The following is a 12,083-nucleotide window of genomic DNA, read 5'->3' as shown; positions in this document are numbered from 1 at the left end:
GGTCAGCCGATCTCCTCCGCGAGCGCCACCACGATGCCCGCCGGCCCGCGCAGGTAGCAGAGGCGGTACGCCGACTCGAACTGCGCGACGCCGCCGAGCACCTGGCCACCGAGGGGACGCAAGCGGTCGAGCGTCGCGTCGACGTCGTCGACCGTGAACATCACCCGGTGCAGCCCGAGCGTGTTGGGCGGCAGTGCCGCGGGGTCTGTCGGGGCCGCGACCGGAGCGGCATAGCGCGTCAGCTCGAGCCGACCGTGCCCGTCCGGCGTCCGCATCATCGCGATCTCGCTGCGGACGCCGTCGAGACCGACGGTGCGGTCCACCCAGTCCCCCTCGACCTCTGCACGCCCCTCGAGCTGCAGCCCGAGCACGGTGAAGAACTCGACGGCGGCGTCCAGGTCCTCGACGACGATGCCCACGTTGTCCATGCGTTCGACGGTCATACCTCTGAGCGTAGGCAGAGGGTTCGATAGCGTCGAGGGATGGAGAACCCCGGGTACACCGTCACCGTCGTCCTCGCGCTGATCATGGTCGTCGCGGCCGCCGTGACCGCGATCGTCGCCGTGCGGACCGCGGACGGACGGATCGGGCGGAACGAGTTCGCCGGCATCCGGACGACGTCGACACTCGCCTCCGACGAGGCGTGGCTCGCTGCGCACCAGGCGGCACGCCGTCCCACCCTGCAGGGCTGCGCGATCTCCGCGGTGCTCGCCCTCGCGTGCGCCCCGCTCGGCGAGAACCCCGTCGGGTTCGTCGTGCTGCTCGCGCTCTCGGTGCTCGCCCTGAGCACGGGCGTCGGGTACGGGGCCTGGGTCGCCATCCGCGCGGCCCGGGAGGTCGCGCGCGCGTCCTGACGGTCGGGTCTCAGGAGCCGGTGAGCGTCATCTCGTCGAGCTCGTCGAGCGAGCCGCGGAAGACGTTCATGTCGATGTACTCCTCCTCGCCGGAGTACCCGTCGAGCTTGTCGTGGTCGGAGTACTGCCAGAACGTCCACGGCGTGCCGAGCGGCAGGTCCGGGGTCTCGTACACCGACCGGATCCACAGCGGCGTGTCCTCGTACCCCTCGGACAGGTACGACCCCCAGATCGACTCCGTCGTGTAGAGGATCGCGGGCTGACCGTAGTGCTCCTCGATGCCGTCGAGCAGCGGGTCGAGGATCGCGCGCAGCTCCTCGACCGACGGCGGGGTGTCGACGAACTCGCCGTAGTACTCGAGGTCGACGACCGGCGCGAGGGTCCCCGGCTCGGCGGGGACGTTCTCGATGATGTTCTCGAGCTGCGTCTCGCCGGGGCTCTCGAAGCTCATGAAGTGGTAGGCGCCGACCACCAGGTCGGTCTCGAGCGCGTCGGCCCAGTTCCCCTCGAACTCGGGGTCCGTGTGGCTGGAGCCCTCCGTCGACTTGATGAACGCGAAGTCGAGGTCCTGGCCCGCCAGCACGTCCCAGTCGATGTCGCCCTGGTAGCTCGAGACGTCGACCCCGCGCACGTCGTAGTGGGACGCCGACGTGCGCGTCGGCCACAGCACCCCGTTCCAGACGAGCGCCGCGAGCGTCGCGACGACCAGGATCACCGCGACGACGATCCCGCCCAGCACCCACCAGAGGCGCCGGCGAGGACTGCGGTGGCGTGCGACGTCGGACATTCCCTCATCCTTGCACTGCCACCGTGGTGCCGGGGTCCGGGAACAGGATCGGCCGCAGGGCGTTCTCAATATCAAGACACGCGCACGCCGACACGGAGGGATCTGACGCGATGAACTTCAACGAGACGATCATCAACGAGTTCCGCAGCAACGACGGGACGGTCACGACGGCGGGGTTCGGGCGGTCGCTCGTCCTCGTCCACCACGTCGGTGCGAAGTCCGGCGCCGAGCGCGTCACCCCGCTGGTGGCGATCCCCACCGACGCCGACACGTGGCTGATCGCGGCCTCTGCCGCGGGGTCCGACCACCACCCGGCGTGGTTCCACAACCTCCTCGCACACCCCGAGACGGTCATCGAGACCCCCGACGACGGGACGGTCGCCGTGCGCGCCGAACGGCTCGACGGCGACTCCCGCGACGAGGCGTGGGCACGCTTCACCGCCCAGTCCGACGGGTTCAAGGGGTACGAGGAGAAGACCGACCGGGTGATCCCTGTCGTCGCCCTCACGCGCCGCTGACCCGGCCCGGCCCGCGCGTCCGGTCAGATTCTCGCGAGGACCGCTCGCTGCACCTCGAGCAGGACGCGCTTGAACTCGTGACCGACGAACGCCGGTGAGTCGATCGCGTCGGCGCTGACCTCGACGCCTCGGGTGAACGGCGGGCAGGGGTTGAGGAGCACCCCGGGCGCGCAGCCGCGCAGCGCCGCCGCGGAGACCCGGAACGGCTCGAACACCTCGCCGAGATGCCCCGTGCCGTCGGTGAGGACGACGTCCGCTCCGTCGAGCCCCTCGGCCAGGGTGTGGACGGCCGGGACGCCGTCGAGCTCGAAGCCCGGCGGGCACGCCTGGACAAGATCGAGGCCCAGGAGCGCGCGTGCCTCCGCCCACGCCCGCCCGACGTTCTCGTCGGCTCCGACGAACACGTAACGAAGCCTGCGCCAGTCCGGGCGACGCAGCGAGATTCCGTAGAGATCCGCGAGAACCTCGCACGGGTGGTTGACGTCGGTCATCGCGTTCACGACGGGGATTGCGCCCGCGAGGCGGTCGAGCACCTCGATCCGCGGGTGACGCACGACGACGCCGTCCGCCCAGTTGCTCAGGTACCGCCCGACGTCGTGCAGGTCCTCGGCCTTGTCCAGCGTCTCGGGCGGGAACAGGAGTGGCTGGCCACCGCCGAGATGCACCGCCCGCTCGAACGTCACCCGGGTCCGCAGGCTGGTCGGCGGGAAGAAGAGCGCGACGGCGCGCCCGGCCAGCTCCTGTCCCGGCGTCTCGCCCAGGGAACGCGCACGGTCGAAGATCTCCACGACGTCGTCGGGCGTCAGGTCGGTCAGGCGCACGAGGCTCGGCATGGACGGATCCTGCCACGACGCAGCCTGCCCCTGGCTGCCCGTAGGGCAGCACCATGGCCCGGATCGAGTGCGCGCGGCACAGCTTCTCCGCGAACGCCGTCACCGCAGGCTCTGCCGAGTCGCTCCGCCGCGCCGAAGCCGGTGGTTGAGCCCGTCGAAACCGGTGGTTGAGCCCGTCGAAACCGGTGGTTGAGCCCGTCGAAACCGGTGGTTGAGCCTGTCGAAACCACGCCCGGGTCTCGACAGGCTCGACCGACAGGCTCGACCGACAGGCTCAGCGGATCCGGCGGAGGAACTCCTGCGTCTCGGGCCGCTGCGGGTGGTCGAGCACCTCGGCCGGCGTCCCGCGCTCGTGGATCCTGCCCTCGTGGAGAAAGACGACCTCGTGCGCGACGTCGCGGGCGAACCCCATCTCGTGGGTCGCGATCAGCATCGTCGTGCCCTCGTCGCGCAGCGCCGTGAGCAGGTCGAGGACCTCTCCGACGAGTGCGGGGTCCAGGGCCGACGTGACCTCGTCGAGGAGGAGCAGGTCGGGGTTGCCGACCAGGGCGCGGGCGATGGCGGCGCGCTGCTGCTCGCCGCCGGAGAGCTGGTCCGGGTAGGCGCGCGCCTTGTGCTCGAGCCCGACCTTCTCGAGCATCGCGAGGGCGTCGGCCTCGGCGTCGGCGCGGCGTCGTCCGTGGACGTGGCGCGGCGCGAGCGTCAGGTTGTCGAGCACCCGCAGGTGCGGGAAGAGGTTGTACTGCTGGAAGACGAGCGCGAGCCGCGCCCGGACCTCGTCGGCGTCGACCCAGGGGTCCGCGATGTCGAGTCCGCCGAGAACGATCTGGCCGTCGTCCACGTCGTCGAGAAGGTCGACCGCGCGCAGGAGCGTCGACTTCCCCGACCCGGAGGCCCCGATCAGCACGACGCACTGGTGCTCCGCGACGTCGAGGTCGATCCCGTCAAGGACGACCTGGGTCGTGCCGTGCGTCCGGAAGGTCTTGCGGACGTCGCGCAGCGACAGGAGCGGGTCGCTCACCGGAGCACCCCCGCTCCGGGTAGGCGGCGCAGCTCGCCGCGCCAGCCCTGACGTGCCGACCACGCGTCGACGAGCCGGGTCAGCGGGATGGAGATCAGCAGGAAGAGCACGCCCGCGACGACGTACGGCGTGAAGTTGTAGTCGCCGGTCGTGGCGATCTGTGCCGCGCGGATCGCGTCCACGGCGCCGAGGATCGAGATGAGGCCCGAGTCCTTCTGCAGCGACACGAGCATGCTCGCCGCCGGGGCCGTGACGTTTCGTACGGCCTGCGGCAGCACGACGAGGCGCGTCGCCTGACCGCGGTTCAGGCCCAGCGACCGCGCGGCGGACACCTGCGAGGGGTGAACGGACTCGATCCCGGCCCGGAAGATCTCGGCAAAGTACGCGGTGTACGTGAGGACGATCGCGAGCCCGCCGAGGAACGCGGCGCTGACCGGCAGCCACGAGAGTCGCAGCGCCGGGAGCCCGAACCCGACGAGCAGGAGGACGAGCAGCAGCGGCACGCCGCGGAAGACGTCGACGTACGCGACGGTCAGCATCCGCAGCGGGAACAGCGCGGGAATCCGGGAGGTCCGCACGACGGCGAGCAGCAGACCGACCACGAGGCCGACGACGCTCGCCACCACCCAGACGCGGAAGTTCAGCCACAGGCCCGCGGCCACCTCGGGCAGCACCTCGACGGCCCGCTGCGGGGAGAAGAACGCCTCGCGCGCGCGGTCCCAGCCGGGCGCCGTCGTGACCACGAGGACGACGACCGCCACCACCAGCAGTGTCGCGACGAGCGCGACGAGCAGCGCACGCCGGTGCTGGGCGCGGCGGAACTCCGTCCGGGCGCGTGCGCGCGCGGACGGCGTCCAGTCGTCGACGGGGCCGCTCATCTCGCCCATTGTGACCCGTCCTCCGGTGGGGTGTCCGCGGGCCCGGTCGCATCCGGGCCCGCGGGGACGTCAGGAGAGCTCGGGGATCTCGTCCGAGTCGAGCCACTCGTCGCGCAGGGCGTCGAGCGTGCCGTTCTCGTCGAGGGTGTCGACGGCCTCGGAGACGCAGGCCGTCAGCTCGGAGTCCTTGTCGAGCACGAGGCCGAGCTGCTCCGGCTCTCCGACGTCGGGCAGCGTCCCGACGATCGACGTGTCCGGGAAGTAGACGGTCGAGGCGGCGACGCCCTGGTCGACGTCCATCACCATCGCGTCGATCGTGCCCGACGTCAGGGCGGTCATGCCGTCACCGGCGGCGCTGAACGGCACCACCTCGACGGCGTCGCCCCAGGCGGACTCCGCGGCGTCGAGAGACGTCTGGGAGGCCGTCACGCCGACCCGAGCACCCTCGAGGTCCGCGAGCGCCGTTGCCGAGGCGAAGTCGCCGTCGTCGGCCACGATCACGCCTTGGTGCGTGGTCAGGTACGGGCTCGAGAAGTCGACCGCCGAGCGACGCTCCTCGGTGATGGTGGTCTGGTACGCCGCGACGTCGAACGGCTTGATGGCCGGGCTGACGATCTGCTCGAAGGTCACCGACTCCCACACGACATCGTCGGCCGCGTACCCGAGCTCGTCCGCGACGGCGTAGATCAGCGCGGACTCGAAGCCCTCGCCCGACGTCGGCTCGCCGACGTACCAGGGCTCGAACGGGTCGCTCGCACCGACGGTCAGCGTGCCGTCGGTGAGGGTCGGCAGGTCCTCCGCGGTGCAGGCGGCGGCGGACGTCGACTCGCCGGTGTCGTCCGAGGCGGTGTCGGAAGAGCATGCCGTGAGCGCGAGGGCGACGGCGGGGACGAGTGCGGCGAGAGCCACGGGGCGGGAGGTGCGCACGGCAGGGCCTTCCGAAGACGGGACGGGATGGCGTCGAGCCTAACCGGAATCGGCGGACCGCCGGTGCGGTGTCAGCCCAGGGCGGAGCGTGCCGCGTCGGCGTCGCGTCGCCAGAACTGCCGTGGCGAGAATCCGTCGCGACGCAGCCAGTGCTCGGTGTAGACGATCCTCTCGGGCGTGACGACCGTCAGCGGGTCCGCGGGGGGATCGGCGACGTCGCGCCCGCGTTCGACGTGGTCGGACTGCCACCGGAAGGCCTCCCAGTAGGCCTCGGCCTCGGGCTCGTCGCGGGCGATCACCCGAGCCGTGCCGAAGAGCTGCGCTCCGCGGCTGGACGCCTGGCCGACGAGCGGGGCGAAGACCCCGACGGAGATCCGCGGGTCTGCCGCGAGGTTGCGCATCTTGGGAGAGCGCGGTGCGGCCGTGAACATCAGCTCGAAGCCCAGGTGGTAGTACCGCACGGGGGTGGCCGCGGGTGCCCCCTCGGCGTCGACCGTCGCGATCACGGCCATGTTCTGGGTGGAGAGGAGGTTGGCGATCCGCTCCTCGAGGCGCTCGCGCGGCAGCCGTCCGGTCGGCGTCGGGCCGTCGAGCCACGGGTTCGTCAGGGGCACGTGCCGATCCTGGCACACACCCTCTCAGTCCGTGACCGGCAGGACGACGGGGCCCGCGCCGCGGACAACGCGCACCCGGGGTTCCGCGTCCGTCGGCACCTCGAACTCGTCGACGTGCGCTGCGGCCCGCTCCTCGGTGAGCACGGCCTCGTCCGGACCCCGTCCGACGCGCGCCCGCACCCGCGCGAGGGATACCTCACGCGGCGTGGCGACGTACCAGGTCTCGGCCTCGGCGCCCGCCGCCGCAGCGAGCGCGCGGTACTCCTCCCGGACCGCACGGGTCGCGAACGCGTAGTCGAGCACGACGTCGCGCCCCGCCTCGACGAGGTCGTGCAGTCGGGCGCGGTGCACGGCGTCCACGGACCGGGCGACCTCGACGGGTACGGGCCAGTGCCGGTACCCGCGCGCCCAGGCGCTCACGTCGATCGAGAGCCGTGTCCATCCCGCGCGTTCCAGTGCCCGCGCGTAGGTCGACTTGCCTGCTCCCGACGGTCCGCACATCAGGACGACGCGGCCCGACCGCGACCCCCGCGCGTCGTGGGTCCGGGGCGGCGGGGGCGACGTCGTCGACATGCAGGCAGGCTACGTACCTTCCTCCCGACCTGCCTGAGTGCACGCCTACACCTTGTTGTGCTATGTATAGAACCCCGAGGTGTCCACCGACCTACCAGGAGCCACCGTGCACGTCGACAAAGACCTCGTCGCCGCCTCCGCGACCCCGCTCGTCCTCGCGATCCTCGCCGAGGGCGAGTCCTACGGGTACGCCATCCTCCGCCGCGTCGACGAGCTCTCCGGCGGCCGCATGGCATGGACCGACGGCATGCTCTACCCGCTCCTGCACCGGCTCGACCGACTCGGCCTCGTGACGTCGTCGTGGGGCATCTCGCCGCAGGGACGCCGCCGCCGCCACTACGCGATCACCCCCGCGGGGCTCGAGGCGCTCGCGGACCGACGCCAGCAGTGGGAGATGGTGACCGCCGCGCTCGGGCGGGTCTGGGACGACGCGGCGCGCCTCGCCACACCGCCTGCCCAGGGCCCGGCCGCACCTGCAGCAGGGATCGCCTGATGGCCGCCGTCGAGCATCTCGACCTGGACGAGCAGATCGCCCGCTGGCGCGCCCACGCGGAGCGCCGCCAGGCCATCGGCACGGACGTCGACGAGCTCGAGGATCATCTGCGCGGCCTGGTCGAGGAGCTCGAGGCCTCCGGGCTCTCCCCCGACGAGGCGTTCCTCGTCGCCGTCCGGCGCATGGGTGCGCTCGACGACGTCTCCCGCGAGTTCGCCCGCGAGCACGCCGAGCGCCTGTGGAAGCAGCTCGTGGTGATGCAGGACGACGGCCCGCCCGGGCGAGGCCGACGCGGCCTCGGCCTGGTGCTGGCGCTCGCCGTCGGGGCCGGGCTGGCCGTGAAGATCCCCTCGCTGTTCGACGTCGACGGCGACACCCTCGCGCTCTTCTACCTTCCGAACCTCTCGCTCCTGGTGTTCCCGTTCCTCGCCGCCTGGTTCGCGTGGAGCCGGTCGATGCCGGCGCGTCGGGTCTGGGTCCAGCTGGTGCTCCCGTTCGCGGTCGCCGCCCTCGCCGCGAACCTCTTCCCCCTGACCCAGGACAGCGCCTCGTTGGTGCTGATGACCATCCACCTGCCGATCGCGCTCTGGTTCGTCGTCGGGCTCGCGTACACCGGAGGCGAGTGGCGCTCCGGCGCCCGCCGGATGGACTTCATCCGCTTCACGGGCGAGTGGTTCGTCTACTACGTGCTGATCGCGCTCGGCGGGGCAGCGCTCGTCGGGCTGACGGGGCTCGGCTTCACCGCGATCGGCGTCGACCCGTTCCCGGTGCTCGGAGCCTGGGTCGTGCCGTGCGGCGCGGCGGGCGCCGTGCTGGTCGCCGCCTGGCTGGTCGAGGCGAAGCAGAACGTCATCGAGAACATCGCGCCGGTCCTGACCCGCGTGTTCACCCCGCTGACGACGATCGCCCTCCTCGTCTTCCTCGTGACCGTCGCCGTCGCCCGGCCCGGCGTCGACGTCGAGCGCGAGCTGCTGATCCTCGGCGACCTCATGCTAGTGCTCGTCCTCGGGCTGATCCTCTACGCCCTCTCGGCGCGCAGCCCGGACACCCCGCCCGGCCTCTTCGACAGGCTGCAGCTGCTGCTCGTGGCGCTCGCCCTGGTCGTCGACGCGCTGATGCTCGTGGCGATGGCGGGCCGGATCGCAGAGTTCGGGGCGAGCCCCAACAAGGTCGCGGCCCTCGGCCTGAACATCGTGCTGCTGGTCAACCTCGCCCGCGCCGGCTGGCTGGGCCTCGGGTTCGTCCGCGGACGACGGCCGTTCGGGGCGGTGGAACGGTGGCAGACGGACTACCTGCCCGTCATCGCCGTCTGGGTGACGCTCGTGGCGCTCGTCCTGCCGCCGGTCTTCGGCTGGGCGTAGCCCGCCCGACGTCGCTCAGACGAGCGGGAGGATCAGACGCGTGACGTTCTTGTCCGGGTCCCCGTCCGGGGTGGGCTCCGTGACGTAGTGCTCGGCGAAGTCGCCGCGCGGCGTCTCCCCCTGTGCCGCCGCCCACTCCGCAAGCGCCTGCCACGACTCGCCCAGCTTCTCGTACGGACCGACCGCCGTCGCGACGGCCGAGCGTCCGCCCGGGATCTCGACGACGTCGACGTCGTCCGCCAGCGGCCCCACCTCGAGGCCGGCGACGGGGAAGCCCGCGGTGACGTCCGCCGTCTCGGCCGGCATCCGCGAGTACCACGCGATCGCCGGGCCGCTGATCGTGCCGCCACCGGCACCGGCGGCGCTCGCGACCGCGGTGTACGCGGTGTCGAAGAAGGGACGCATCTCGCTCATCGCGATCTCGGCGCGGCGGGCTGCGGCGACGATGGCCGGCTGGTCGACGATCTCCATGTCCATGCCGTCCAACGTAGGACCACTTCGGCGAGACCGCCCGACGTCGTGGGTCGACGAGCCGTGCGCCGTCAGAGCGTGGTCGGTCCCGTCCCGTGCAGGTGCCCCGGCTCGTCCTCGTCGAAGATCGTCAGGATCTCGACGGGCCCCTCGTGCGCCGAGACGACGTGCGGCTCCATCGTGGAGAACTCGGCAGCCTGCCCGGGGCCGACCAGCAGCTCACGCTCACCGAGGCGTAGCCGGACGGTGCCGGAAAGCACCCAGAACCAGCCGTGGCCGGGGTGCACCCCCGGCTTCTCCCGCTCGACGCGCTCGGGCGTGATCCGCATCTTCGCGACGCGGACGCCGGTCTGCGGGTGGTCGCGGGACAGCAGCCACGTGGTCACCCCGGGGCGGTGCTCGGGCTCGGGCCGGATGACGACGTCGGCGTCGCCGACCGGCTCGACGAGCTGGTCGAGCGTGGTGCCGAGCGCCTTCGCGATGGGCACCAGCTGGTCGAGGGCGATCCGGCGCCCGCCGGTCTCGATCCGGCTCAGGTTGGACGGGCTGAGGAAGCAGCGCGCGGCGAGGGCGTCGAGGGACCAGCCCCGCGCGAGCCGCAGCGCGCGGATCCGCTGGCGGACGACGGCGTCGAGGTCTTCTTCTTGCTCCATAGGCAAGAGTGTATGCCCCCGTGGCAATCTCGGTCTAGCGTTGAGCACATGAACCACCACCACGACCACCCCGAGTCCCCCGTCGACGACGCACACATGATCGCGATGCTCGACGCCGACGCCCTCGTCGCCGGGACGCTCCTCGACGACCTCGCAGACCTCGTGGCCGAGCACGCCCCGCACCCCGTGCGCAGCGTGGTCGACCTCGGCGCCGGCACCGGGACGGGAACGCGGGCGCTCGCCGCGCGCTTCCCCGACGCCCACGTCACCGCCGTCGACTCCTCGCCCGCCATGCTCGACCGCATCCGTGCGGCCTCGCCCGGGCTCGACGGGCGACTGACCCTCTGCGCGGCGGACCTCGACGCGGGCTGGCCCGACGGCGTCGGGCCCGGCGACGTCGTCTGGTCGGCCCTGGCGCTGCACCACGTCAGCGAGCCGGCCGCGTTCCTCGGGACGCTCAAGGACCACCTCACGCCCGACGGCGTCGTGGCCCTCGTCGAGATGGACGCCCACCCCTGCTACCTGCCGCACGACCTCGGACTCGGCGAGCCGGGCCTCGAGGAGCGCCTGCACGCCGCGATCGACACCGGCGACATGGACCCGCACCCCGACTGGACCGCCACCCTCGCCGACCACGGGTACGACGTCGTCGCCCGGCAGCAGGTCACGATCACCCCGAGCGACACGGACGCGACGCGTCACCTCGCGCACCTCTTCCTCGCCCACGTCGCCGACCGCGTGGCCACCCCGCTGAGCCCGTCCGACGCCGCCGTCCTCGCCGAGCTCCTCGGCGACGGCCCCGCGTCGGTGCGGCACCGCGACGACCTCGACTACCGCGCCACCCGCTCCGTCTGGATCGCGCGCCGCTGATCGAGCCCCACCCGCCGATCGACAACCCCCCGCCGATCGAGCCCGTCGAGATCAAGACCCCGCCGATCGAGCCCGTCGAGATCAAGACCCGCCGATCGAGCCCGTCGAGATCAAGACCCCGCCGATCGAGCCCGTCGAGATCAAGACCCCGCCGATCGAGCCTGTCGAGATCGCCGACTCGGTCTCGACACGCTCGACCAGCGACCCCTCACCACCCCCAGGAGCCTCCATGTCCGAGAAGTACCCGTTCGACGTCGCCGTCATCGGCGGCGGGCCCGCCGGACTCTCCGCCGCCGTCACGCTGGGCCGCTCGCTCCGGTCGGTCGTCGTCATCGACGCCGGGCAGCCGCGGAACGCCCCCGCGGCCGGTGCCCACAACCTGCTGGGCCACGAGGGCCGGCCGCCGCGGGAGATCCTCGCCGACGGGCGCGCGGAGGCCGAGAGCTACGGCGTCCGGCTCGTCGACGGGGCCGTGACGTCGGCGCGCCGCGTCGGGCACGAGTTCGAGGTGGACGTCGACGGCGGCGAGACCGTCCGAGCCCGCCGGATCCTCCTCGCCACCGGCCTCGTCGACGAGCTTCCCGACGTCCCCGGGCTCGCGGAGCACTGGGGAACCACCGTCCTGCACTGCCCGTTCTGCCACGGGTACGAGATCCGTGACCAGCACGTCGGCATCCTCGCCACCAACGAGAACGTCGCGCACCAGGCGCTGCTCTTCCGTGAACTCACGCGCCGCGTGACCGTCTTCCTGCACACCGCGCCCGAGCCCGACGACGACACGTGGGACCAGTGGGCCGCCCTGGGGATCGAGGTGGTCGACGGGCGCGTGCACGACGTCGCGGGCCAAGACGGCGGACTGTCCCTCGGTCTCGACGGGTTCCGCCGGCACGTCGACGCGCTCGTCGTCGCCCCACGGTTCGTCGCGCGCCCCGAGCTCTACACGGCACTCGGCGGCACGATGCGCGAGGAACCCTTCGGCACCACGATCCCGACGCAGCCCGGAGGACAGACGGAGGTCGACGGCGTCTGGGCCGCCGGGAACTCCGGCAACGCGATGGCGATGGTCTCGACCGCGAGCGCCGAGGGCGTCCTCGCCGGGGTGCGTCTGCACGCCGACCTGATGCTCGCCGAGGCGCGGCGTGCCGTCCTGGCGCGGAGGTTGCCGGTCCGATAGCGGCCACCCATCCGGGACCGTGTCGGCGTCGAACCATAGATGTCGAGTCTGAGGCA

17 protein-coding genes are annotated in these 12,083 nt (G+C 72.2%); 6 read left to right on the top strand and 11 right to left on the bottom strand.

Going from position 1 to position 12,083, the window contains the following annotated elements; genetic code table 11:
• Nucleotides 1-2: 2 nt before the first annotated feature.
• Nucleotides 3-443, bottom strand: a complete 441-nt coding sequence (locus Q343_RS0100355; protein WP_029251605.1) for a VOC family protein — start codon at nt 441-443, stop codon at nt 3-5.
• A 39-nt stretch (nt 444-482) separates the two neighbouring features.
• Here Q343_RS0100355 and Q343_RS14295 point away from each other — a divergent pair, with 39 nt between their 5' ends.
• Nucleotides 483-854 (top strand): SdpI family protein, encoded by a 372-nt coding sequence (locus tag Q343_RS14295; protein WP_052366714.1) that lies wholly within the window; start codon nt 483-485, stop codon nt 852-854.
• A 10-nt stretch (nt 855-864) separates the two neighbouring features.
• Here Q343_RS14295 and Q343_RS0100345 read toward each other — a convergent pair whose 3' ends face one another.
• Nucleotides 865-1,641 carry a glycoside hydrolase family 25 protein gene (locus tag Q343_RS0100345; RefSeq protein WP_029251603.1) on the bottom strand — a complete coding sequence of 259 codons (777 nt, stop codon included), beginning with the start codon at nt 1,639-1,641 and terminating at the stop codon, nt 865-867.
• 110 nt (nt 1,642-1,751) lie between these two features.
• Between Q343_RS0100345 and Q343_RS0100340 the strand changes: the two genes are divergently transcribed.
• Nucleotides 1,752-2,159 carry a nitroreductase family deazaflavin-dependent oxidoreductase gene (locus tag Q343_RS0100340; RefSeq protein ID WP_029251602.1) on the top strand — a complete coding sequence of 136 codons (408 nt, stop codon included), beginning with the start codon at nt 1,752-1,754 and terminating at the stop codon, nt 2,157-2,159.
• Between the two features lie 23 nt (nt 2,160-2,182).
• Here the strand turns inward: Q343_RS0100340 and Q343_RS0100335 are convergent, their stop codons facing one another.
• From Q343_RS0100335 to Q343_RS0100305, 6 genes are all read right to left on the bottom strand, one after another.
• Nucleotides 2,183-2,992, bottom strand: a complete 810-nt coding sequence (locus Q343_RS0100335) for an ornithine carbamoyltransferase (RefSeq protein ID WP_029251601.1) — start codon at nt 2,990-2,992, stop codon at nt 2,183-2,185.
• 274 nt (nt 2,993-3,266) lie between these two features.
• The gene (locus tag Q343_RS0100325; RefSeq protein ID WP_029251600.1) at nt 3,267-4,013 is read right to left on the bottom strand and encodes an amino acid ABC transporter ATP-binding protein; all 747 of its coding nucleotides are present in this window, start codon (nt 4,011-4,013) and stop codon (nt 3,267-3,269) included.
• Complete coding sequence (locus Q343_RS0100320; protein ID WP_052366896.1) at nt 4,010-4,891, bottom strand: ABC transporter permease subunit; 882 nt, start codon at nt 4,889-4,891, stop codon at nt 4,010-4,012. Before Q343_RS0100320 ends, Q343_RS0100325 begins: the two co-directional genes overlap by 4 nt.
• 69 nt (nt 4,892-4,960) lie before the next feature.
• Nucleotides 4,961-5,818, bottom strand: a complete 858-nt coding sequence (locus tag Q343_RS0100315) for an ABC transporter substrate-binding protein (protein WP_029251598.1) — start codon at nt 5,816-5,818, stop codon at nt 4,961-4,963.
• A gap of 71 nt (nt 5,819-5,889) precedes the next feature.
• Complete coding sequence (locus Q343_RS0100310; RefSeq protein WP_029251597.1) at nt 5,890-6,432, bottom strand: pyridoxamine 5'-phosphate oxidase family protein; 543 nt, start codon at nt 6,430-6,432, stop codon at nt 5,890-5,892.
• Nucleotides 6,433-6,456: 24 nt separating this feature from the next.
• Nucleotides 6,457-7,005 carry a P-loop nucleotide/nucleoside kinase family protein gene (locus Q343_RS0100305; RefSeq protein ID WP_211248953.1) on the bottom strand — a complete coding sequence of 183 codons (549 nt, stop codon included), beginning with the start codon at nt 7,003-7,005 and terminating at the stop codon, nt 6,457-6,459.
• Between the two features lie 106 nt (nt 7,006-7,111).
• On the opposite strand from Q343_RS0100305, the gene Q343_RS0100300 reads away from it, so the two are divergent.
• Complete coding sequence (locus Q343_RS0100300) at nt 7,112-7,498, top strand: PadR family transcriptional regulator (RefSeq protein ID WP_029251595.1); 387 nt, start codon at nt 7,112-7,114, stop codon at nt 7,496-7,498.
• Nucleotides 7,498-8,859 carry a permease prefix domain 1-containing protein gene (locus Q343_RS0100295; protein ID WP_029251594.1) on the top strand — a complete coding sequence of 454 codons (1,362 nt, stop codon included), beginning with the start codon at nt 7,498-7,500 and terminating at the stop codon, nt 8,857-8,859. Before Q343_RS0100300 ends, Q343_RS0100295 begins: the two co-directional genes overlap by 1 nt.
• A gap of 15 nt (nt 8,860-8,874) precedes the next feature.
• Here Q343_RS0100295 and Q343_RS0100290 read toward each other — a convergent pair whose 3' ends face one another.
• Nucleotides 8,875-9,336, bottom strand: a complete 462-nt coding sequence (locus tag Q343_RS0100290; RefSeq protein ID WP_029251593.1) for a GyrI-like domain-containing protein — start codon at nt 9,334-9,336, stop codon at nt 8,875-8,877.
• A 65-nt stretch (nt 9,337-9,401) separates the two neighbouring features.
• A complete protein-coding gene (locus tag Q343_RS0100285) occupies nt 9,402-9,983 on the bottom strand; it encodes a helix-turn-helix domain-containing protein (protein ID WP_029251592.1) in 582 nt (193 codons plus the stop codon).
• A gap of 48 nt (nt 9,984-10,031) precedes the next feature.
• Between Q343_RS0100285 and Q343_RS0100280 the strand changes: the two genes are divergently transcribed.
• Entirely contained in the window at nt 10,032-10,853 is an 822-nt protein-coding gene (locus Q343_RS0100280) for a class I SAM-dependent methyltransferase (RefSeq protein WP_029251591.1), read from the top strand.
• A gap of 81 nt (nt 10,854-10,934) precedes the next feature.
• On the opposite strand, the gene Q343_RS15010 is transcribed toward Q343_RS0100280, so the two are convergent.
• Nucleotides 10,935-11,084 (bottom strand): hypothetical protein, encoded by a 150-nt coding sequence (locus tag Q343_RS15010; RefSeq protein WP_155990575.1) that lies wholly within the window; start codon nt 11,082-11,084, stop codon nt 10,935-10,937.
• Between Q343_RS15010 and Q343_RS0100270 the strand changes: the two genes are divergently transcribed.
• Complete coding sequence (locus Q343_RS0100270; RefSeq protein ID WP_029251590.1) at nt 11,083-12,027, top strand: NAD(P)/FAD-dependent oxidoreductase; 945 nt, start codon at nt 11,083-11,085, stop codon at nt 12,025-12,027. The genes Q343_RS15010 and Q343_RS0100270 overlap by 2 nt on opposite strands.
• Nucleotides 12,028-12,083: the final 56 nt, after the last annotated feature.

The sequence above is a fragment of the Paraoerskovia marina DSM 21750 genome, assembly GCF_000701465.1.
Lineage (GTDB): Bacteria > Actinomycetota > Actinomycetes > Actinomycetales > Cellulomonadaceae > Paraoerskovia > Paraoerskovia marina.
This window is presented reverse-complemented; position numbering and strand designations above follow the sequence as displayed.